The following is a 21,661-nucleotide window of genomic DNA, read 5'->3' as shown; positions in this document are numbered from 1 at the left end:
CACTCCCCGCTTCCTGGTTCCGGCAGTCTTGATACGTTCAGCTGTCCGGACGTCGGAAGGAACGCGGCGCCCGGGAAGTCTCCGGCGCGCCGGACGGATCAGGTGGGGGCCTCGTGGTGGCGGCGTCGGTTGCGGGCGGGACCGACGGGACGGGCGGGACCGGCGGAGCCGTGCCTCCTGAATTCGTCGCGGGCTTCTCCGAGTCGCTCGCCGAGATATCGGTCAGCTGCCGCGTGCTGACCCGCGCGGAGCGGGAGGCGCGCCGCGCCGCCGGCGAGCACGCCGCCGACGCCGGCTACGGGCTGCGCGAGCTGACCGCCGCCCACCTGACCGCCGTGCGTCGCGCCTGGGCCGGGCTGCCCGGCGTGGCCCGGGCCGGCGACGCCGGCGAGCTGCGCCGGGTGGGCGCCGCGGTGCTCGCCGCGCTGGAGACCGGCGTCGCCGCGCTGGCCGAGGGGCACGAGCGGGCCCGGCGGTCCGCCGTCGCCGAGGTCGTCGCCGCGCGCCGCGCGTTCGTCGACGACCTGCTCTACGGGCGCAGCGACCCCGGCCGGATCGCCGAGCAGGCCGAGCGCTTCGGGCTGCGGCTGGCCGACCGGCACACCGTCGCGGTCGCCGCGCCGGCCCCCGAGGCGGCCGTGGACGCGACGCCCGGGGCCGCCCCGGCGGCCGGCTCCCAGGGCCCGGCGGCCGGCGGCGGCGACCGCGCTCTGACCGGCTTCGACGACCGCCATCCGCTGCTGCTGCGGATCGAGCGCGAGCTGGCCGGGCGGTTCGGCGACCACGACGCGCTGATCGCGGCGAAGGACGGCCGGGCGGTCTGCGTCGCGCCGGCGGCATACGGCCCGCTGCTCGACGCGTTCGTGAAGCTGTCGGCCGCGGGCGGCGCGCGGGTCGCGGTCGGCCGGCCGCACAGCGGCGCGGTCGGCGTCGTCCGCTCCTACGAGGAGGCGCTCAGCGCGCTGGACCTCGCGGAACGGCTCGGGCTGGAGGCGCACGTGCTCGAGGCGACGGACCTGCTGGTCTTCCCGGTGCTGATGCGGGACCGCGCGGCGATGGCGGATCTGGTGCGGACGGTGCTGGGACCGCTGGTCGGGGCGCGGGGCGGCGCGCAGCCGCTGGTGGAGACCATCACCGCGTACGCGGCAGCGGGTTACGTCAACGCGGAGGCCGCCCGGCGGCTCGGGCTCAGCGTGCGGGCGCTGTCGTACCGGCTGGAGCGGATCGCGGCGTTGACGGGGTTCGACCCGGACGACGCGTTGCAGCGCTACACCCTGGAGACGGCGGCGCTCGGCGCGCGCCTCCTCAACTGGCCCGACGCCCCCCTCTGATTTGCGCTGGGCGCTGAGCCCATCAGGGGCGCGAGGAACTGCTCCCCCAGACTCCGTCCGGGAGGTACCCCCAGCAACCCCCCACCGGGCCGGTGGTCCTGGGGGTACCTCCCAAGCGAAGCTCTGGGTGGAAGTACCTCCCAGGCGAAGCTCTGGGTGGAAGTACCTCCCAGGCGAAGCTCTGGGTGGGGGTACCTCCCAGGCGAAGCTCTGGGGGAGGATTGATCTGCCCCTTCGGGCCGATGACGACCTGCGGGCCGCGGTGTGGCTTGTCGCGCAGTTCCCCGCGCCCCTGAAAAACGAGCGGGCGCCCAGCGCACACCGCACGCACTCCCACGCAGCCGGGGAGAAGCGTCAGCGCGGAGCTGATGCCGTGGGCGGACGGGCGGCCGGGAGCGTCAGGGGGGACGTCAGCAGGGCGACTCGTCGCAGACCGCCTCCGCGCGAGCGGCGTCGCACTCCTCCCGCAACCCCGCCGAGATCGCCCGCCCCACGTCCCGCAGCGTGGCCAGCTGCTCCGGCGTGAGCACGTCGAAGAGCTTCTCGCGGACCGCCGTGACATGCCCCGGCGCCGCCTCGGCGAGCGCCGCGAAGCCCTCGTCGGTCAGCTCGCAGACCCACCCGCGACGGTCCCCGTCCGCGGGCCTGCGCACCACCCAGCCGTTCTTCTCCAGCGCGGCCACCGCGTGGCTGAGCCGGCTGCGCGAGGACAGCGACGCGTCGGCCAGGTCGCTCATCCGCAGGCAGCGCCCCTCCGCGTCGGAGAGCCGGACCAGGATCTCGTAGTACGCCATCGGCATCCCGGAGTCCCGGCGCAGCTGGCGGTCGATGTACGACGTGAACTCGACGGTGGACGTCAGGTACGCCCGCCAGATCTCCTGCTCCTCGCTGCTCAGCCACCGCACGTCGCTCATGGGTCCAGCATACGGTGGTTGAACTCTCAATGGATCGGGTCTATGGTCGGTGAAAGCTCAATCATTTCTTCCAGCAGTCCCCTGAGGAGCCTCCCCATGACCACGCAGACCGATGTGATCGACGGTTACGTCGCCGGCACCTGGACCATCGACGCGGTGCACTCCGACGTCTCCTTCTACGTCCGTCACCTGGGGGTTTCCAAGGTCCGCGGGCACTTCGCGGAGTTCTCCGGCACCATCGTGACCGCGGAGAACCCGCTGGAGTCCAAGGTCGAGGCCGTGATCAAGACCAACTCGGTCAGCACCAACAACGAGATGCGCGACAACCACGTGCGCAACGCCGACTTCCTGGACGTCGAGACGTACCCGGAGCTGACCTTCGTCTCCGGCGCGATCCGTCCCAAGACGTCCGAGCTGTTCGAGGTCGACGGCGAGCTGACCCTGCACGGCGTGACCAAGACCGTCACCCTCCAGCTGGAGCTGAACGGCTTCGGCACCCACTACGAGGGCCACCCGATCGCCGGCTTCTCCGCGTCCACCGAGATCAGCCGCAGCGACTTCGGCATCACCGGCGGCGCCGCCGGCGCGGCGGTCAGCGACAAGATCCGCATCGCCCTGGAGATCGAGGCCGCGCAGGCCAAGGCCTGAGCCACCGGCCCGTGGGCGCCCGGGCCGCCGCCCGGCGCGCCGCGTGCCCTACCGGCCGCCGTCCGCACCCCGCGGGCGGCGGCCGGTCGCGTGTCCGCCCCCGGCCCCTGCCCGATGCCCCGGCCCACCGCCCGACGCCCCCGCCCGACGCCCCCGGTCACGCTCCTGCCGCGGTCCGCGCCTCCGGCGAGGGCCGCGCCGCCGCCCGCTCCCTGGCCCGGTCCTCGCACTCCAGCAGCCGCAGGCCGAGGCCGGTGACGACGTGGATGACGGTGTTGGCGTGCCGGGTGCTGCGGATCAGCCCGGAGTCCCGCAGCACCGCGGTGTGCCGGCTCGCGGACGCCACCGAGGTGCCGACGCGCCGGGCCAGCTCGCTGGTGGACTGCGGGACCCGCAGCGCGCGCAGCGCCTCCGCCCGGGTGTGGCCCAGCAGCTCGGTCAGCCGCCCGCCGCCGGGGACCGGCCGGCCGCCGTCGACGGCCGGGTACACCAGCACCGGCGGCAGCTCGGGGTCGATCAGCGTGACCGGCGTGCCCCAGCAGAAGTAGGAGGGCACGAGGGTCAGCCCGCGCCCGCTGAGGTGCAGGTCGCGGTCGGACGGGTACGCGGTCTCCAGCACCGGCGGCCGCCAGCGCAGCGGCGGCGGCAGCCGGCCCAGCATCCGGTCCACGCCGCCCTCCAGCAGGTCGCGGCTGCGCAGGGTGCGGTCGGCCTGCACCGCGGACTCGATCGCGGCCTCGTACGGCAGCACCACGCTCTCGCCGTACGTCTGCAGGGCGTCCGCCACCGAGGTCAGCCGGCGCGGCTCGCCGGCGGCCAGCTCCCGTACCCAGGTGGGCGGCCGGCGGTCCTGGAAGACCGCGGGCAGGTCGCTGCGCAGCATCGCGGCGGATGTGGCCCGCACCGTGTCGACGCCGGCCGCGAAGCCGTCGCGGCGGCGGACCGCCTGGTCGGGGGTGAGGAAGTCGGGGAAGGAGCCCTGCGCCGCGACCAGCGTGGTCAGCAGCCGGACCGGGCCGCGGGCGGCGGGGGCGGCCAGCGCGGTGACCGCCGCGCCGCGCCACGGCCGGAACGCCGACGGCGCCTGCGGGGTCTGCAACACGGTGAGGCTGAGCGCCAGTTCCCACAGCATGTCGGCGCACGGGGCCACCGTCACACGGGCGAGGTCGTCGCTGGTGAAGTGAATCCTTAACGGCAAGTCGACCAGTCCCTCACAGACATGACCTGGTGTTTTCGCTGGGGTGCAAACTACTGGCCCGGCCGGGCCGCGAGCCCCGATGCTGGACGCCCTGCCGGACTCCGGCAGGGCCCAACGGGGGGCGCGAAGGCGGCGGACGCGATGTCCGCCGCCTTCGCGCGTCGGCGCCGGCCGACGCGCTGCCCGAGGGTCGCACGACTACGACGCGGGCCGCGGGAAAGCGGTTCCCCTGGCGGTGAGGGCGCGAGGGGCGGCCGGGGGAGGAGGCCGGGGAAGGCCCGGGCCGGCCGGAAGGACCGGCCGCGGGGCCCGCGGCGGCCGGGCGAGGTAAGCGCTGTCAGCGGCGTCGGCGCGGCCGGGTCGCCGGCCCGCTCGCCGCGGCGCGGCGCACCCGCGGGCGGCTCGCCGTGACGCCGCGCACCCGGGGGCGGCTCGTCGTGACGACGTTCACCCGAAGGGCGGCCCCCATGAGCCGTTCACCCGAAGGGCCGCTCACCTGACCGGCGGCGCACCGCCCACCGCGAGCGCCGGGCCGAACAGCCGCGAGCCGCGCAGCCGCCGTACCGCCGGGGCGGCGCGCCGTGCGGCCAGGGCGGTCAGCGCCCAGCCGACCAGGGCGCCGAGAACCGCGCCGGCCAGCACGTCGTGCGGGTAGTGCGCGCCGATCCACACCCGCGACAGGCCCATCAGCACCGCCAGCGGCAGCGCGACCAGGCCGAGCCGGCGGTGCGCGACCAGCAGGGCCGCCGCGGCGGCGAAGGCGATCGCGGTGTGGTTGCTCGGGAACGACCAGTCGCCCAGCGCCGGGCAGGCCTCGACCGTCGCGGTGTGCAGCGTGCGGCACGGTCGCTGCTCGTCGACCAGCGACTTCACCCCGTCGTTCGCCAGGAAGGCCGCGACCACCGCGAGCGGCACCGCCAGCGCGGCGGCCATCCGCGCGCCGTCCGCGGGCCGCGCCCGCCACCAGGCGAGCAGCATCAGCACGGCGAAGAGGGCGAGGCCGTAGTCGCTGAAGAAGCGGATCACGTCGTCCACGGGCTGCGGCGTGCGCAGGCTGAGGTCGACCACCCACCGGTAGAGGCCGGCGTCCACGCGCGAGTTCACAGCGCCTCCGCTTCGTCGTGGTGGGCCCCGGCGGCGTCGCCGTGGGCCGCTGTGCCGCCGCCCCCGGGGGCGGCGGTCTCCTCGGGCCGCGCCGTCGCCGCGCGGCCCGGCCCGGCGTGCCGCGCGCCCGTGCGCCGGGCCGCCGCCCGGCCGCGGCGCAGCTCCAGCGCCAGCGGCAGCAGCGACAGCAGCACGATGAGCGCGACCAGCGGCAGCAGGTACGTGTCCACGTGCGGGATCGACGACCCGAGCGCGTACCCGCCGAGCACCAGCCCGACCGACCAGACCGTGCCGCCCACGACCTGCCACAGCGTGAACGTCCGCGCGGAAACGCCGAGCGCGCCGGCCAGCGGGTTCAGCACCGTGCGGACCACGGGGACGAAGCGGGCCAGCACCACCGCCTTGGCGTGCCCGTAGCGGTCCAGCAGCTCCGCCGCTCTGACCGCGCCCTCGTGCAGCTTGCGGCTGCGCGTCCTGGCCAGCAGCGCCGGGCCGCCGCGGCGGCCGAGCACATAGCCGGTCTGCGCGCCCAGCAGCGCCCCCGCGAGCGCGGCGATCAGCACCTGCCACAGGGACAGGTGCACCGCCTTCGACCCGCCGGACACGCACAGCAGGCCGGCGGTGAACAGCAGCGAGTCGCCGGGCAGGAAGAAGCCGATCAGCAGGCCGGTTTCGGCGAACATCACCACCGCGATGCCGACCGCCCCGAAGGAGGACAGCAGCGAGGTCGCGTCCAGCACGTTCACGGCCTGGTCGAGCACGGGCAGGGGCATGACGATGGAGCCCTCCCATAATGGGTCCGGGGGCGCGGAACGGCGCCTCGACTGACTACAGTCATGTAGACAGTCTACTGAACTGTAGACGAACGAGCGGGAAGGGGGCGACCGATGCCGGACGCCACTGCGGGTCGCCGCCCTGCGGGCGAGCTGGAGGCCAGCGTGCTGGCGGCGCTGTGGGCCGCGGGCGGCCGCCCGCTCACCCCCGCCGACGTGCAGCGCGACCTCGACGCGGCGCTCAACGCGAACCTGGCGCGCACCACGGTCACCACCATCCTGGCCCGCCTGCACGAGAAGGGCTCGGTCAGCCGCACCCGCTCGGGCCGCGGCTACGCGTACCTGCCGGTCCAGGACTCGCCCGGTCTGGCCGCGCGCCGGATGCGCACCGAGCTGGACAAGTCCGCGCGCGACGACCGCGGGGTGGTGCTGGCCCGCTTCGTCTCCGAGCTGGGCCCGGACGACGAGGCGCTGCTGCGCAGTCTGCTCGCGTCGGGCGCGGAGGACGCCGCCGAGGCCGCCGACGACGCCGCTCACGCCGCCGAGGCCGCGCACGCCGCCGACGCCGCCGGTGACCGGGGCACGGCGGGTCCGCAGGCCGGCGGGAGCGGCCCCGAGCGCCGGCGGGGCCGGCGGGACGCGCAGGGGAGGCGGCGCGTGAACATCGCCGTCTGGCTCCCGCTGCTGCTCCCGCTGCTCGCCGTGCCCGCGGCGCGGCGCCTGGCCGAGGTGCTGCCGCCGCGCGCCGCCGCCTGGCTGCTCGCCGGGTCCGCCGCGGTGCTCGCGGCGTGCAGCACCGCCGCCCTCGTGCTGCTGGCCGGCGCGGGCGCGCTGCGGCTGCCGCCGGTCGCGGCGCTCGGCCACCTGGTGCTGCCGGTGGTCGGCGACCAGGAGACCGTGCCGGCCGCGGTCCTGGCCTCGGTGCTGCTGGCCGCGGTGCTGGTCGCGCTGGTACGGGCCGGGCGGCGGCACCTGCTGCTGCCGGCACGGGCCCGGCGGGCCGCCGCGCGCTCCGGCCAGGCGGCGGGCGACCTCACCGTGCTGGACGATCCCGGGCCGGACGCGTACGCGCTGCCCGGGCGGCCCGGACGGATCGTGGTCACCTCCGGGATGCTGGCCGCGCTCGACCCGCGCGAACGGGAGGCGCTGCTCGCGCACGAGCGGGCGCACCTGGCCGGGCGGCACCACGCCTTCCTCGTGGTGCTCGCGGTGGCGGTGGCCTGCCACCCGGTGCTGCGCGGGCTGCGGGCGCCGCTGTCCTACGCGCTGGAACGCTGGGCCGACGAGGAAGCCGCCGCGCACGTCGGCGACCGGCGGCTGGCCGCGCGGGCGATCGGCCGGGCGGCGCTGGCCGCGCGGCCAGGACCCCGGCCGGCGACGGTCCTGTCGGCGACGGCCGGGCCCGTGCCGCGCCGCGTCGCCGCCCTCCTCGGCGCCGCGCCCGCGCCCGGCGCCGGCCCCTCCTGCGCGCCCGGACGCCGCGCGCCATAGCGGCGGTCCTGCTCGCCTGCCTCGCCCTCTCCGCCGGCTGCGCCCTGGAGGCCGCGTCCGACCTCCACGGCTCCATCGAGGTGGCCCAGGGCGAATAGCGGTCCCCCTCCCGGGGGCCACTTACCAGCCCGCGCACAGCGGCACGATGTGATGTCCTGCTGCCCCCACGAAACCGTCCTGTCACGACTTGCGAGAAATGGTGCGGACTGGTGGTCGGTTGGAGCCAGTCGCCGCGAGGAGAGGCAGCGTGCGGGGCAGGGCTTCCTGTCAGCGATGCGGCTGTGACCGTGTCTGGTCCGTCCTGCGATGCACCATCACGCGTTCAAGGTCAGTAACCGGGAACGCAAGAGGACGGGGCACCCCTGCGGGTGCCCCGTCGTCGTACTCGCAGACTTACTTCGCCAGATTGCGATGGTCCGACCACGACCGCGCGGCTGTCGCCATGGTCGCCAGCCATGGCGCCTCGGGTTTGCGCTTGGAGAACGTCTCGTACATGCGGACGTTCGCCAGTACGAACGCGTTGATCGCCCGAGGGCCCGCGCTCACCCATGCCGGGCACCACTGGGCCCACGACTCCGCCGACTTCGCATCGTGCCCGGCCGCGATCAGTTGGAGAACCAGGCACGCGGGGTCGATGAACCCGGCCCCACGGGTGGGCCACGACCAGTCGACGGCCCACGTTGCCCCGCCGCCGATCAGCAGGTTGCTCGGGTTGATGTCGGTGTAGAGCAACGAGTCACCGGCGAACAGCCCGGCCTCCCGTTCGTCGGCAGCGAACCGGTTCCACCGTGTTTCCGCCCACGCCTGCGCGACCGGGGGTAGCGGGATCTCCCCGATGCGCCTCACCACAGAGGCGACCGCCGGAAGGTCGGGAGAGCCGAAGTCGAACGTGGACGACCGCCCCTCGACCACTTCGAAGCCAAGCACCGTCCACTCTTCGCTTTCGGCCTCCCAGCACAGCGCGGGCGACACGGACCGGACGAACGGATTGATCAGCCGTTCCCGCATGAGCGAGTCACGCCGGCCGCCGGGCCGGTTGCGCATGGCCTTGACGAAGAACGGCCCCTTCTCGCAGTCGACCAGAGCTGTCACGTCGGAGCTGAAGCCCCGGGCGGTGCGCTCCGCGTTGCTCACCTCACCGGTGTACGGGTGGACCACGGTCCAGAACTCCGGCCCGGGAAGGCTGTCGGTCATGAATCTCGCTTCTCAGTTCCTGGGGGTGCACTCGCTTCCCGGGTAGCCGGGAGAGCACTCGTCGTCGTTGTCGTCGTCGGGGCCGCAGGGGTCCTTTCCCACGGTCACGGACCGGATCGCCGTACTGGCCGATTGCATCTGCGCGCCGCCGAGGATATCGGCCAGTGGCGTCTCCTTGACGTTGCCCGTGTCGATCCACGCCGAGAAGACGCACGGCGAGACCTTGCCGTCCGGCCCGATGGCAGCCGTGCCGTCGCCGCAGCCTCCGCACAGGCCCGACATGTCCGGGGCGTGGCCGGCTGAGCCCCGCCCGAAGGGGCGTACGTAGTCCGTGCCGATGCGCGTGACCCCGAGGGTCGTAAGGTCCCGTCGCGCGGCTTCCGCGTGTTTCGAGTCGCCGATGACGCCCACTCGCGGCGGCACGCCGAGGCTGACCGCCTGCTGGATGTTCGCCCGGGTCCTGCGGTGCGACGCGCGCCCGGTCCTGGTGTTGTGCTCCGCGGCCTGGTCCGAGTAGTAGGAGGTCGCCAGGCTCACCCGGTCCCGCTGGAACAATGTCCAGCACCGCTCCGAGACGTGGACGAGGTTGCTGTAGACCTCGACTTGCAGGCCGAGATCCAAGGCGCACTCGACCAGCTCGGGGAAGTCGGGGTGCATGGTCGGCTCGCCGCCGATGAACTGAACGTTGGTGATGCCGTGCCCGGCCGCCTGGTCCAGCACGCTGAACCAGTTCTCGCGGGTCATGGTGCCGTGGCCGCCCTGCGGCCCCGAGTCGTTGTAGCAGTGATCGCAGTGGAGCTGGCAGGTCCTCGTGAGGTCCAGCCACAACAGCCGCGTGCGGCTGTCGGCCTTCGGTAATGCAGTGGTCATGCGCGTTCCTCCAAATCGAGAGGTGTGACTTCCGGTTGAACCCGGCCCGGCCCCCCAAAGAGCGGGGGACCGGACCGGGGAGTGCCCTGCCCCCGCAAGATCGCTACGAACCGTGGGGGAGAGCCGTAGTGGACGTTCGCGGGGGCGGGAGTCAGTCGGCCGAGGCCGCTGAGGCGGTGTTCGCGGCTCGCTAGTCGTCGTCCGACGGGTAAAGGTCGGGCTCGTTGCGAACGGTCGCCCGAATCAGACGGTCGGATTCGTGTGTGGTGTGAGGAACCCGCCCCGGTTCGTCCTCGCGGCCCATGGGGCCACCGGGGCGGGCCTGCCCGTCCCAAAAGGGGCAGGGCGAAACGGGCTGTTTAAACCCACCCCGGCGGCGCGACCGAAACGGTTCCCTACCACTGGGGGCCGCCGAAGTGGGAGTCATGGGTGACGGCGGCGTCAACCGGAGTCGGGGGAGTCGCGCGGCGGGGCCGCCGTGACGTACTCGGCGATGTCAAGAACGCACACGGCCGATCGGCGAAGGTGCCCCAGCGCCGCAACGCCCGTCGCGGGAGCCCGTTCGGTGACCAGCCGGCGCGCGGGCGCATCCAAGGCGTTGCCCGGCGGCGCGATGCGAAGGAGAACGCGGAGGAGGCCCTTCAAGCGGCGCGTCAACTCCTGAATCTGCTCCGAGGTCAGGGGGCGGTCGCTGTCGAGCACTGCGGACAAGTCGTCAAGGAGCGGCGCCGGAAGGGTCACAGCTCCGGTCTGGTCGAGACGAAGCCCGCCTCTGACGCGAACCAACGTCTCCGTGTCGTTCGTCGCCGCGGCGAGGGCGGCATTCATGCGCTCACCGCCAACGCCGGTAGCTCTAACCGCGCGAGGCTCGGCACGGCCAGGCGCGCCCACACCAGCTTTCCAGTACCCGGGGCGGGATAGGTGTAACCCCAGTTTTCGCTGAGCGCTTCAACCAGCAACAGGCCCCGGCCCCGCCTGTCCTCGAACCCGGGCGACTTGAGCACCGGGGGATTCCGGTCCAGGTCGTACACGCACACCGTGAGGCGCGGTCCGTGAGCCGCATAATCAGGCTGCAACCCGGGGACGCGTCGGGCCCCTCCACCGGGAGGTGGGAAGGCGAGACGTGCTGCACGGCGTTGGTCAGCAACTCGGAGAGCACCACCAACGCGTAATACCGAACGCCCTCGGGCACGCCCCACTTGTCGAGCACCGTTTCCGCGTGCTCCCGGCCTATCCCAACAGCCTCGGGGGTCGACGGCAGATCGCACCGGCCGGTTAGCGGCTGTTCGAAGCCGGTCACGTCTCCTCCTCTGTGCCCTGGGCGAAGCTAAGCAATGGTCGTAGCGCAGGGTTGCCGACCGACCACGGAACGGGCTGCATCTCGGTAGGGTCGGCTTGATAGCTCTACTTCGGGCCCTACGACCGCTTGGACTGAACGTATGGCTGGCCCGCGCTTGGTTGGACTGACTGCCAGTACGGGTTTCGCAAGACGAATCGCTGAAGGTCGTTCGGAGACACGATGACTGCGGCATCTCGGAACCAGCGCCGTGCCCGAACGGGCACGATCACCGGCTATGTGCTTCGCCTTGCCCGAGAGAGCATCCCGATGGTTCAGCCGGCCTTCGCCGAGGCGATGAACGTCGACCTGGCCACCGTGCAGGGATGGGAGACGGGGCGTCGCCCGCTGGCCAACGTCAAGGCCGGTGCCCTGCTCGCCCTGAAGCGTCGCCTACCGGGATTGGGGGCGGAACAGGCCGTTGTGCGCTTACTCGACGCGGCCATGGACGCGGACCGCATCATTGACGCCGCCCTCGACCCCCCGGCGCGGCTCGAAGAGCACCCCCTTGCCGGGTGGGTGCACGACCGCCAAACCGCGCACATGATCGCTTGGGCCGTCAACGGCGCCGCCCCGCCGGCTATCGGTGCGCGCCAACACTCGACCCGCCGCGGCCCCGTGGCCACCGCGCCGTACCTACCGGCCGGAGAGCGCGACGAACTTCTAGGGCACTTGCGCACCATGGCCGAAGTCGCCCTGACACACAGCGCTGAAAGCAAGTTGCTGCGGCGCCAGGCCCTCTACCTCGCGAGCTACGACCGCAGTGCCAGCGCGCCTTCCTGGACCGCGCACACCCTTCACTCCCGCCGGGGCGTGCTGTCCCAACGCGGGTGGACCGACCACTGGGCCGAAGCCCGCTCCATCGCTGCGGCGCTGGCCCGTCAGGGCGACCCGCAACCGTTGCGAGACTTCATCGAGCGGTCGATGGCGGACGACGACACGGGCGAAGCGGCGAACCTGAACTACTGGGCCTACTGGCTCGGCGCAGCGCCCCATACCGAACCAGACGATCACTTCATGGAGGATCGCCACCTCTCGGGCTTCGACCCCGTGACCCTCTTGCGACGGTTGACGCAAGGCATGCAGGAAGCGCCGACCTTTGTCGACCTCTATGCCCACTCCCTGTGGGCACTGCTGGTCGCTCAACCTTGGCTGCTCGCAGCTGACCCGGCGACCGCCGCTAAGCTCGGCAAACGCGCAACCTACGCCCTCGAAGCGCAAGAGCTGTCGTCGCGGTCCCGCCGCGACCTCGGAACCGTGCAACACCTTCTCATCGAACAACGCACCTGATCACCGGAAGGCAGCAGCCGTGAGCGAAGAGACCGAAGCGGCCGGAACAGCCGGATACCTGCTCGAAGTTGGCATGCTCAAGCGTGCGAAGCGCTCTGGATGGTGGATTGCCGGAGTCAAGGACCCCGAGACCATCGCCGAGCACTCGTTCCGCACGGCAGTGGTCGGGTCGGTGCTGGCGCTGATGGAGGGGGCGGACCCGGCGAAGGTTGCCCTGATGTGCACCTTCCACGACACACAAGAGACTCGTATCGGCGATATTCCGCACATCGGCCGCCGCTACCTCACGGCCTCCTCGAACCAGACCGTCACTGCGGACCAGGTGTCAGCGGCTCACCCGGCCGTAGCCGCCGGGATCAACCGCGTCGTAGAGGAGTACGAGACCGGCGACAGCCTCGAAGTGATCGTGGCGCACGACGCCGACAAGCTCGAATGTCTCCTTCAGGCGGTCGAGTACCGGGAGCAGGGGCACAGCAACGTTCAGAACTGGATTGACACCAGCCTGGCCGCGCTGAAGACGGCTTCCGCCCACCAACTCGCCAACGCAGCACTAAAGATGACTTCGGTGGAGTGGCAGCAGACCTACCTTCGGTAGCCTCGCCGCGAGGCTGTTTAAACGACGAAAGCCCCCGCTGCCCATCAGGGCGCGGGGGGTTCGTTGGGTGCAGCTCGGTTACTGTAGGTGCGGGAGTGGCCGATTCCGCTCCGCGTGGGGGCGGAACTACCGGCCAACTCTGCGGAGCCACCGGTGGACAGACCTGCCCGGCGTCGACCGCCGCCGGCCTTGCCGCCGCCATCGAGTCCTCAGCTCCCCGCGCCCCTGATCTGAGGTCAGCGTCCAGCGCCGAATCGGCGTACAGGGGCCGAGCGGCCCAGCGTCCGGCGTCATGGCGACGCACTCCCGCTTTCGGCTCAGCGCCCAGCGGCTCAGCGCCCGGCGTTTCTCAGGGAGCGAGGGGGTCGTGCGGGGTGGGGCGGACGCGGGCCTCGATCATGGAACCCAGACCGCGGACCGCGACCGTGTCCGGGTTGGGCGCGATGTGCACCGGCATGCCCGTCGCCTGGCGGAGCATCGGGTCCAGGCCCGGCATCCGCGCGCTGCCGCCGGCCAGCATGATGCCCCGGTCGGCCAGGTCCGCGACCAGGTCCGGCGGGCAGCGCCGCAGCACCCCGGTGATCGCGTCGAGCACCCCGGTCAGCGGCGTCCGCATCGCCTGCCGGACGTCCTCCGTCTCCACCCGCACGGTCCGCGCCAGCCCGCTGATCACATCGCGCCCGTGCACCTCCGTGGACGCCGTCCCGCCGTTCAGCGGGCCGCCGAGCACCTGGTGCAGCGGCCGCACCGACTGGCTCGGCAGCAGCAGCTCGTGCCGGCTGCGCAGGTGCTCCACCACCGCGCGGTCGATCGCGTCGCCCCCCACCGGCACGGTCTGCGCCGCGACGATCGAGCCGAGCGAGAGCACCGCGACGTGCGTGGTGCCGGCCCCGCACACCACGATCATCGTCGCCTCGGGCTGCTCCACCGGCAGCCCGCAGCCCACCGCCGCCGCGATCAGCGTGTCCACCAGCTCCACCCGGCGCGCCCCGAGCCCGTACATCGTCTCGACCGCCGCGCGCCGGGCGATCGGCTCGGCGCCGTGCGGCAGGCACACCGCGGCCCGCATCACCGGCATGCCGCGGACCACGGACATCCGCAGCCAGCGGCGGCCCAGCTTGTCGCCCAGTACGTGCCGCAGCATCCGCTGGGCCATCGCCACGTCGACCACCGCGCCGCTGGAGATCGGCCGGACCACCCGGATGTGGTCCGGGGTGCGCCCGGCCATCATCTCGGCCCGCGCGCCGACCGCGATCAGCGCGCCGGTCCGCCCGTCGACCGCCGCGACGCTCGGCTCGTCCACGACCAGACCGCCGTTGCGCAGGTACACGCGGGTCCGCGCGGCGCCCATGTCGACCGCCATCGAGCAGCGGCGCAGGTGTTCCAGGCTCGGTGTGAGGGTGCCCTCGTCCGGGGCGGTGACGATCACAGCCCGGCACCCCCGGAGCGCGCGGCGCGCGCGTAGTGCGGGTAGGCGGCCAGCGCCCAGATCACGAACACGTCGATCGCGATCATGATCACCGACCAGACCGGCTGGTACGGCAGGAACATGAAGTTCGCGATCATGCTCAGTCCGGCGATCGCCATACCGGCCAGCCGCGCCCACGCGGCGCCGGTGAGCACCCCGTAGCCGACCAGGACCGCGATCACGCCGAGGACCAGGTGGATCCAGCCCCAGGCCGACACGTCGAACTTGTAGGTGTAGTCGCCGCGGGTGACCACGTACACCGAGTCCTTGGCGATGCCCACGATGCCTTCGAGGATCGCCATCACGCCGGCGATCAGCAGCAGCATGCCGGCGAAGACGGTGCCGCCGGCCGCCCAGGCGCCGCGGCTGTCGTGTTCCGGCGGGCGGGGGTGCGCCGATCTCGGGGAGCTTGAGGCGGTGGGGGACTGCTGCTCATGGCTCATGTCGGGCTCTCCCTGGACTCCCTGGAACGTTTCCGGCGTGATCCGCCTTAACGACAGAAGTTTTGACGGATTGTCCGATTTGGCCACTCGGATTGGGCCGTACGGGGAGCGGCCGTACGGGGAAACGCCCCCGTACGGCCCACAGTCCGGTCCCGCTACCGCGACTACTCCGTCTCCTCCAGGCGGAAGCCGACCTTCAGGCCGACCTGGTAGTGCTCGACCTCGCCGTCCACGATGTGCCCGCGGACCTGGGTGATCTCGAACCAGTCCAGGCCCCGCAGGGTCTGCGAGGCGCGGCGGATGCCGTTGCGCACGGCTGCGTCGACGCCCTCGTGCGAGGTGCCGACGATCTCGGTGACGCGGTAGGTGTGCTCGGCCATGACGTGGACTCCGATCATCAGTGGTGGAAGGCGGTCTTGACGCTCTCCGGCCGGTTCAGCGGGTGCGGCTGGCGGCGCAGTTCCGGCAGCAGCCGGTCCAGGTCGTCCATCAGCAGGTCGGCGAGGTCGGAGGAGAAGCCGTTGCGGCACACCACGCGCAGCACCGCGAGGTCCTTCCGGTCGGCCGGGTAGGTGTAGGCGGGCACCAGCCAGCCGTGCTCGCGCAGCCGCCGGGACACGTCGAAGACGTCGAAGCTCCCCACGTCCGGCGCGGTGGTGACGGCGAACACCGGCAACTGGTCGCCGCGGGTGACCAGCCGGAAGTCGTCGTACCCGGCGAAGCGCCCGGCCAGCGACCCGGCCACGTCGCGCGCGGCCTGCTGCACCTCGCGGTAGCCGTCGAACCCCAGCCGCACGAAGGTGTAGTACTGCGCGACCACCTGCGCGCCCGGCCGGGAGAAGTTCAGCGCGAAGGTCGGCATGTCGCCGCCCAGGTAGTTGACCCGGAAGACCAGCTCCTCGGGCAGCGCCTCGGCGTCCCGCCACAGCGCCCAGCCCACCCCGGGGTAGACCAGGCCGTACTTGTGGCCCGAGGTGTTGATCGAGGCCACCCGCGGCAGCCGGAAGTCCCACACCAGGTCCGGGTCGAGGAAGGGCGCGATCATGCCGCCGGACGCGCCGTCCACGTGCACCGGGATGTGCACGCCGGTACGCGACTCGTAGTCGTCCAGCGCCGCGCAGATCTCCGCGACCGGCTCGTAGGACCCGTCGAAGGTCGAGCCGAGCACCGCGACCACACCGATGGTGTTCTCGTCGCACAGCGCGAGCGCCGCCTCGGCGTCCAGGTGCAGCCGGTCCCCGGTCATCGGCGCGAGCCGCGGCTCGACCTCCCAGAACGTGCAGAACTTCTCCCAGCACACCTGCACGTTCGCGCCCATCACCAGATTCGGCCGGGCGGTCGCCGGATAGCCGGGGGTGCGCCGGGACCAGCGGCGCTTGAGCGCCATGCCGGCCAGCATGCACGCCTCGGACGAGCCGGTGGTCGAGCAGCCGACGGCCGCGGACGGGTCCGGCGCGTTCCACAGGTCGGCCAGGATCGACACGCAGCGCCGCTCCAGCTCCGCGGTGCGCGGGTACTCGTCCTTGTCGATCATGTTCTTGTCGGCGCACTCGTTCATCAGCACCGCGGCCTGCGGTTCCATCCACGTGGTGACGAACGTCGCCAGGTTCAGCCGCGCGTTGCCGTCGAGCATCAGCTCGTCGTGCACCAGCTGGTACGCGGCCGAGGGCAGCATCGGGCGCCGCGCCAGCCGGTGCTTGGGCGGCGCGGTCTCCATGCCGCCCACCGGATCGGCGGCTCCGAAGAACGGGTTGACCGCGACCTCCGGCTCCTCGCCGGAGCCCTTGTGCAACGCCATGACGTCTCTCCTCGCCCGACGCCACGGCCTGCCCGGCGTGTCCGGCCGCCGCCACGCGCGTCGATGCCCATGACGGCAGCCTTCCCCGCTTCGGCCGGCCCGCACCCGCGACTACGCCAGGCGCGGGCCCCGCCCGCACCCGCGACGACGCCATCCGCGCGGCTGCTCTCCTCGCGGGGCCGCTCCCTCGTGGGGCTGCTCTCCTCGCGGGGCCGCCCCCTCGTGGGGCTGCCCCCTCGCGCGGCTACTCCAGGCGCGGCTGCTGCGCCGGGGCCGGGCAGATCCGCCGGCCCTCGTGGTCGAAGACGTACAGGTGCGCCAGGTCCACCAGCAGCGGCACGCGGTCGCCGCGCCGCACCCGGATGTCCGGGCCGGTGCGCACCACCAGGTCGCCGGTCTGCGTCTCCGGCGGGGCGGCCGGGCGGTCCATCACCGACACCGGCGTGCCGCCGGGCGCGTACCCGGGCTTGGCCGGCACGCCCTCGGACCGCTCGGAGCCGCCGGAGCGCTCGCCGCCGGGGCCGCCGGAGCGCTCGGGGCCGCCCCCGTCGGCGCGGGAGCCGGAGCCCGCGGCGTGGCTGCCCGAGCCGGACCCGTCCCGGTCCAGCACCGACGCCTGGAGCCGCCGCGCGGCCTTCTGCGCGAGCTTGCCGAGGCCCACCGTGCCGCCCGCGCGCCGGCTGCCGGAGCGCGCGCCGGGACCGGCCGGGCGCGGCGCCTCCAGCTCCGGCACGATCGCCGGGCGCGATCCGGTGTTCAGGTGCACCAGCGACTCGTGGCCCTGGTACTCCACGTGCTCCACGATCCCGCTGATCACCACCTCGCCCGCGTGCGCCGCGCTCGGCTGGGCGATCCGCACCGCCTCCGAGCGCAGCCCGACGATGATCGGCCGGCCCTGCTGGATGCGCAGCATCTGGTGGTCGTAGCTGAGCGGCTCCGGCAGACCCAGGCGCTGGCGACCGAAATCGATCCACATCCCTCCGCTGAGTGGAGCGATCACGGTGGCCTGCAGCAGGTTGATCCGCGGGGTGCCGACGAAGGCGGCGACGAAGACGTTCTCGGGCAGGTGGTACGCCTCGCGCGGGGTGCTGATCTGCTGCAGCACGCCGCTGCGCATGATCGCCACCCGGTCGCCGAGCGACATCGCCTCGGCCTGGTCGTGCGTCACGTACACGGTGGTGACGCCCATGCCGTGGGTGAGCCGGGCGATCTCGGCGCGCAGGTGGGCGCGGAGCTTGGCGTCGAGGTTGGACAGCGGCTCGTCCATCAGGAAGACCGAGGGGTGCCGGGAGATCGCCCGGCCCATCGCCACGCGCTGCCGCTCGCCGCCGGACAGCTGCCCCGGATAGCGGTCGAGGATCTCCTCGATGCCGAGGATGCGGGCGGTCTCGTCGACCCGCGGGCCGTGCTCCTCGCCGGGCATCTCGAACCGCAGCGGGAAGCCGATGTTCTCCCGGCTGGTCATGCTCGGGTAGAGGGCGAAGTTCTGGAAGACCATCGCCATCTTGCGGTCGCCCGGGGCGAGGTCGTTGGAGTACTCGCCGTCCAGCAGCAGCTCGCCGGTGGTGATGTCCTCCAGGCCGGCGATCATCCGCAGCACGGTGGACTTCCCGCAGCCCGAGGGGCCCAGCAGCACCAGGAACTCACCGGGCGCGATGTCGAGCGAGAAACGGTCCACGGCCGGGGACGGCTGTTTCGGGTAGTACTTGGATACTTCGTGCAAGGTGATGGCGCGAGTCATAAGCGGAGCCGCCAGATATATCGAACGCGATGTCGGGGCACGTGGGGGGACTTGCGTGTCGGAACGGTCTTTGTGAAACCTGTGTGACTTGCCGGGCTTGCCACGGTGCGCGGTGACGCTGCGCAGACCGTAGTGCACCACCCGTAGGTTGCGGAACGCTTGTATCAACACTGGATTGATACTTTTGGACGGTGACCACCACCATCGCTCTGGGCCCCAGCTGGCTCGACCCCGATCACCTGATCAACACGTACGGCCTGTGGGGCGTGCTGCTGATCGTGTTCGCCGAGTCCGGGCTGCTGATCGGCTTCTTCCTGCCGGGCGACTCGCTGCTGTTCACCACCGGGCTGCTGGTGGCGTCCGGGACGCTGCACCAGCCGCTCGCGCTGGTCGCGGCGCTGATCGCCTGCGCCGCGGTGCTGGGCGAGCAGACCGGCTACTGGTTCGGCCGCAAGGTCGGCCCCTCGCTGTTCCGGCGGCCGGACTCGCGGCTGTTCAAGATGGAGAACATCGAGAAGGCGCACGGCTTCTTCGAGCACCACGGGCCCAAGGCGATCGTGATGGCCTGCTTCGTGCCGATCGTGCGGACCTTCACCCCGATCGTGGCCGGCGTCAGCCGGATGAACTACCGCACCTTCGCCACCTTCAACGTGATCGGCGGCACCCTGTGGGGCGCCGGCGTCACCCTCCTCGGCTACTGGCTCGGACAGATCTCGGTGGTCCGCGACAACATCGAGGCCATGCTCGTGCTCGTGGTGCTGGTCTCGCTGGTGCCCATCGGCATCGAGTACCTGCGCTCGCGCGGCAAGGCCCCGGCGGCCGCGGCGCCCGGCGCCGGGCCGACCGCGGCCGGCGCCGCGCCCGCCCCCGCCGAGCCCGAGGTCGTCGCCGCCCCGCGCGGCGGCCGGCACCGGGCGCAGAAGCGCTGACGCCTTGAGCGGCGAGCACGACCGCGGCACGGCGCCGCCCCCCGAAGGGCCCGGCGCCGGCCGCTCCCCGGCGGAGGGCGGCGCCCGGCCCGGCGGCGGCACGCCCGGCGCCGCGCCGGCGGCCCACCCGGGTCCGGCGGCCAGTCCGTCCCCGGCGGCCCGCCCGCCGCCGGCGACCCGTACGGGCAGAACGGTTTCCGCTCGGCGTTCACACCGCCGGAGGGCATTCCGGTGCTGCCGCCCGAGGGCGCGCTGTGGCAGGACCGGATGCGGGCGATGATCCGGCTGCCGGCCACCGAGCGGCCGGTGCCGGCCCGGCCGCCGGAGGCGTCGCGCCCGCCGGCGGAGTCTCGGTGCCGCGCGTGCTCGACCTGACGCTGCGCATCGGCGAGCTGCTGCTGGCCGGCGGCGAGGGGGCGGAGGACGTGGAGGCGGCGATGTTCGGCGTCGCCTACGCCTACGGGCTGGCGCGGGTCGAGCCGACCGTCACCTTCACGCTGCTCGGCATCTCGTACCAGCCCGCGCTGACCGAGCCGCCGGTCACCATGAGCCGTACGGTCCGCCGCCGCGGCACCGACTACACCCGGCTCGCCGCCGTCTTCCACCTGGTCGACGGGATCACCGCGCACGAGGTGTCGCCGGAGGACGCGTACCGGCGGCTCGCCGACATCCGGCGCAACCGGCACCCGTACAACACCTGGGTGCTCACCGGCGCGGCCGGGCTGCTGGCCGGCGCGGCCAGCGTCCTGGTCGGCGGCAACATGATCATCTTCCTGGCGGCGGCGCTGGCCGCGATGCTCGGCGACCGGCTGGCCTGGCTGCTGGCCGGGCGCGGGCTGCCGGAGTTCTACCAGTTCGCCGCCGCCGCGATGCCGGCCGCCGCGGCGGGCGTGGTGGTGGACCGCTACGCGCACTGGATACCGGGCGCGAGCGGGGTGCAGTCCTCCGCGGTGATCACCGGCGGGCTCTTCGCGCTGCTGCCCGGCCGCGCGCTGGTCGCCGCGGTCCAGGACGGCCTGACCGGCTTCTACATCACCGCGTCGGCGCGCCTGCTGGAGGTGGTCTACCTGGTGGTCGGCATCGTCGTCGGCGTCACGCTCGTGCTGTACGCGGGGGTGTCGCTCGGCGCGGACCTCGACCCCGACCAGGCGCCGCGCGCCTACGACCATCCGTGGGTGCAGGTGCTGGCAGCGATGGTGCTCACGCTGGCGTTCGCGGTGCTGCTCCAGTGCGAGCGGGGGGTGCTGCCGCTGGCGACGCTCAACGGCGGGATCGCGTGGAGCGTCTTCGGGGTGCTCCACCAGGACGCCGGCGGCAACCAGGTCGCCTCCACCGCTGCGGCGGCCGGCCTCGTCGGCCTCTTCGGCCAGCTGATGGCGCGCTACCGCTACGTCTCGGTGCTGCCCTACGTGACCGCGGCGATCGGGCCGCTGCTGCCCGGCTCCGCGACGTACTTCGGGCTGCTGGCGCTCACCCAGCACCACCCCGACCAGGCGCTGAGCCGGCTCACCACGGCCGCGGCGCTGGCGCTCGCGCTGGCGATCGGCGTCAACCTCGGCAACGAGATCGCGCGTCTGGCGCTGCGCACCCCGCCTCCCACGCCTCGCCGCGCGGCGAAGCGCACCCGTGGCTTCTGAGATGACGCTGGGCGCTGAGCCCGACACGGGCCCGGGTTCCCGTCCGCGCTGGACGTCAGCCCGACAGGGGCGCGGGGCTGCGTTCGCGCGGGGCGTCAGCCCCTCAGGGGCGCGGGGAACTGCGCGCTCAGCCGTCCACCGGCGGGCGGTCCGGAGCGATCCGAACGGCCCCTTTCGGACGGTGACGACCTGCGGGCCGCAGATACCTGAGCGCGCAGTTCCCCGCGCCCCTGATCGGCGACGTCCGGCGTCAGGGGGACGGGGAGCGCACGCCCGCGCGGCGTGACCGGGCGGACGGCGCGACCCCGTAACCCCTACAGGCTCAGCGCCCGGCGTTCAGTGGCCGTTGCCGGATTCCTTGAGGCGGCGGAAGGACTCCTCGATCTCCGCCTCCGCCTCCGCGCGGCCGACCCAGTTCGCGCCCTCCACCGACTTCCCGGGCTCCAGGTCCTTGTAGACCTCGAAGAAGTGCTGGATCTCCAGCCGGTCGAACTCGCTGACGTGGTGGATGTCGCGCAGGTGCTCCACCCGCGGGTCCGACGCCGGCACGCACAGCACCTTGTCGTCGCCGCCGGCCTCGTCGGTCATCCGGAACATGCCGATCGCCCGGCAGGTGATCAGGCAGCCCGGGAAGGTCGGCTCGTCCAGCAGGACCAGCGCGTCCAGCGGGTCGCCGTCCTGGCCGAGCGTGTTCTCGATGAACCCGTAGTCGGCGGGGTAGCTGGTCGAGGTGAAGAGCCTGCGGTCCAGGCGGATACGACCGGTCTCGTGGTCCACCTCGTACTTGTTCCGCGAACCCTTCGGGATCTCGATCGTGACGTCGAACTCCAAGGCCCTACTCCTCCATCATCGGCGCACAGTGCGGGTGATTAAGTGTCCCCCACGCATCGGGGTGGTCGCG

General features: G+C 72.9%; 19 protein-coding genes and 2 pseudogenes. 7 read left to right on the top strand and 14 right to left on the bottom strand.

Annotation, left to right across the window (positions count from 1 at the left end):
* Nucleotides 1-170: 170 nt before the first annotated feature.
* On the top strand, nt 171-1,331 hold the full coding sequence (locus VSR01_RS15370; RefSeq protein WP_326449765.1) for a PucR family transcriptional regulator: 1,161 nt from the start codon (nt 171-173) through the stop codon (nt 1,329-1,331).
* A 410-nt stretch (nt 1,332-1,741) separates the two neighbouring features.
* On the opposite strand, the gene VSR01_RS15365 is transcribed toward VSR01_RS15370, so the two are convergent.
* Complete coding sequence (locus VSR01_RS15365) at nt 1,742-2,245, bottom strand: MarR family winged helix-turn-helix transcriptional regulator (RefSeq protein ID WP_326449764.1); 504 nt, start codon at nt 2,243-2,245, stop codon at nt 1,742-1,744.
* 96 nt (nt 2,246-2,341) lie between these two features.
* On the opposite strand from VSR01_RS15365, the gene VSR01_RS15360 reads away from it, so the two are divergent.
* Nucleotides 2,342-2,893 (top strand): YceI family protein, encoded by a 552-nt coding sequence (locus VSR01_RS15360; RefSeq protein WP_326449763.1) that lies wholly within the window; start codon nt 2,342-2,344, stop codon nt 2,891-2,893.
* Nucleotides 2,894-3,050: 157 nt separating this feature from the next.
* Here the strand turns inward: VSR01_RS15360 and VSR01_RS15355 are convergent, their stop codons facing one another.
* The 3 genes and pseudogenes from VSR01_RS15355 to VSR01_RS15345 all read right to left on the bottom strand — a co-directional run.
* Nucleotides 3,051-4,091 carry an ArsR/SmtB family transcription factor gene (locus VSR01_RS15355; RefSeq protein ID WP_326449762.1) on the bottom strand — a complete coding sequence of 347 codons (1,041 nt, stop codon included), beginning with the start codon at nt 4,089-4,091 and terminating at the stop codon, nt 3,051-3,053.
* A 492-nt stretch (nt 4,092-4,583) separates the two neighbouring features.
* A complete protein-coding gene (locus tag VSR01_RS15350; protein ID WP_326449761.1) occupies nt 4,584-5,195 on the bottom strand; it encodes a phosphatase PAP2 family protein in 612 nt (203 codons plus the stop codon).
* A 119-nt stretch (nt 5,196-5,314) separates the two neighbouring features.
* Nucleotides 5,315-5,968 (bottom strand): annotated as a pseudogene (locus tag VSR01_RS15345) (DedA family protein); the annotation flags it as partial.
* A gap of 114 nt (nt 5,969-6,082) precedes the next feature.
* Here VSR01_RS15345 and VSR01_RS15340 point away from each other — a divergent pair.
* Complete coding sequence (locus tag VSR01_RS15340; RefSeq protein WP_326449759.1) at nt 6,083-7,459, top strand: BlaI/MecI/CopY family transcriptional regulator; 1,377 nt, start codon at nt 6,083-6,085, stop codon at nt 7,457-7,459.
* A 393-nt stretch (nt 7,460-7,852) separates the two neighbouring features.
* Here the strand turns inward: VSR01_RS15340 and VSR01_RS15335 are convergent, their stop codons facing one another.
* The 4 genes from VSR01_RS15335 to VSR01_RS15320 all read right to left on the bottom strand — a co-directional run bounded on the left by VSR01_RS15335 (nt 7,853) and on the right by VSR01_RS15320 (nt 10,554).
* The gene (locus tag VSR01_RS15335) at nt 7,853-8,653 is read right to left on the bottom strand and encodes a hypothetical protein (RefSeq protein ID WP_326449758.1); all 801 of its coding nucleotides are present in this window, start codon (nt 8,651-8,653) and stop codon (nt 7,853-7,855) included.
* 12 nt (nt 8,654-8,665) lie between these two features.
* Nucleotides 8,666-9,523 carry a radical SAM protein gene (locus VSR01_RS15330; protein ID WP_326449757.1) on the bottom strand — a complete coding sequence of 286 codons (858 nt, stop codon included), beginning with the start codon at nt 9,521-9,523 and terminating at the stop codon, nt 8,666-8,668.
* Between the two features lie 441 nt (nt 9,524-9,964).
* Complete coding sequence (locus VSR01_RS15325) at nt 9,965-10,351, bottom strand: hypothetical protein (protein ID WP_326449756.1); 387 nt, start codon at nt 10,349-10,351, stop codon at nt 9,965-9,967.
* Complete coding sequence (locus VSR01_RS15320; RefSeq protein WP_326449755.1) at nt 10,348-10,554, bottom strand: hypothetical protein; 207 nt, start codon at nt 10,552-10,554, stop codon at nt 10,348-10,350. Before VSR01_RS15320 ends, VSR01_RS15325 begins: the two co-directional genes overlap by 4 nt.
* Before the next feature lie 488 nt (nt 10,555-11,042).
* On the opposite strand from VSR01_RS15320, the gene VSR01_RS15315 reads away from it, so the two are divergent.
* The gene (locus VSR01_RS15315; protein WP_326449754.1) at nt 11,043-12,149 is read left to right on the top strand and encodes a helix-turn-helix domain-containing protein; all 1,107 of its coding nucleotides are present in this window, start codon (nt 11,043-11,045) and stop codon (nt 12,147-12,149) included.
* A gap of 73 nt (nt 12,150-12,222) precedes the next feature.
* Entirely contained in the window at nt 12,223-12,744 is a 522-nt protein-coding gene (locus tag VSR01_RS15310) for an HD domain-containing protein (protein ID WP_442785677.1), read from the top strand.
* A gap of 349 nt (nt 12,745-13,093) precedes the next feature.
* Here the strand turns inward: VSR01_RS15310 and VSR01_RS15305 are convergent, their stop codons facing one another.
* The 5 genes from VSR01_RS15305 to VSR01_RS15285 form a co-directional block, all read right to left on the bottom strand.
* Entirely contained in the window at nt 13,094-14,107 is a 1,014-nt protein-coding gene (locus tag VSR01_RS15305; RefSeq protein WP_326453677.1) for a rod shape-determining protein, read from the bottom strand.
* A gap of 62 nt (nt 14,108-14,169) precedes the next feature.
* Nucleotides 14,170-14,655 carry a DUF7144 family membrane protein gene (locus VSR01_RS15300; RefSeq protein ID WP_326449752.1) on the bottom strand — a complete coding sequence of 162 codons (486 nt, stop codon included), beginning with the start codon at nt 14,653-14,655 and terminating at the stop codon, nt 14,170-14,172.
* A gap of 164 nt (nt 14,656-14,819) precedes the next feature.
* Nucleotides 14,820-15,035 (bottom strand): dodecin, encoded by a 216-nt coding sequence (locus tag VSR01_RS15295; RefSeq protein WP_326449751.1) that lies wholly within the window; start codon nt 15,033-15,035, stop codon nt 14,820-14,822.
* 17 nt (nt 15,036-15,052) lie between these two features.
* Complete coding sequence (locus VSR01_RS15290; RefSeq protein ID WP_326449750.1) at nt 15,053-16,453, bottom strand: glutamate decarboxylase; 1,401 nt, start codon at nt 16,451-16,453, stop codon at nt 15,053-15,055.
* Nucleotides 16,454-16,697: 244 nt separating this feature from the next.
* A complete protein-coding gene (locus VSR01_RS15285) occupies nt 16,698-18,194 on the bottom strand; it encodes an ATP-binding cassette domain-containing protein (RefSeq protein ID WP_326449749.1) in 1,497 nt (498 codons plus the stop codon).
* Nucleotides 18,195-18,385: 191 nt separating this feature from the next.
* Here VSR01_RS15285 and VSR01_RS15280 point away from each other — a divergent pair, with 191 nt between their 5' ends.
* Nucleotides 18,386-19,123, top strand: coding sequence for a DedA family protein (locus tag VSR01_RS15280; protein WP_326449748.1), 738 nt, complete (start codon nt 18,386-18,388; stop codon nt 19,121-19,123).
* 114 nt (nt 19,124-19,237) lie between these two features.
* Nucleotides 19,238-20,760: pseudogene (locus tag VSR01_RS15275) on the top strand (threonine/serine ThrE exporter family protein); the annotation flags it as partial.
* 336 nt (nt 20,761-21,096) lie between these two features.
* Here the strand turns inward: VSR01_RS15275 and VSR01_RS15270 are convergent.
* Nucleotides 21,097-21,591, bottom strand: coding sequence for an inorganic diphosphatase (locus VSR01_RS15270; protein ID WP_326449747.1), 495 nt, complete (start codon nt 21,589-21,591; stop codon nt 21,097-21,099).
* Between the last annotated feature and the right edge of the window lie 70 nt (nt 21,592-21,661).

The organism is Actinacidiphila sp. DG2A-62, assembly GCF_035825295.1.
GTDB lineage: Bacteria > Actinomycetota > Actinomycetes > Streptomycetales > Streptomycetaceae > Actinacidiphila.
This window is presented reverse-complemented; position numbering and strand designations above follow the sequence as displayed.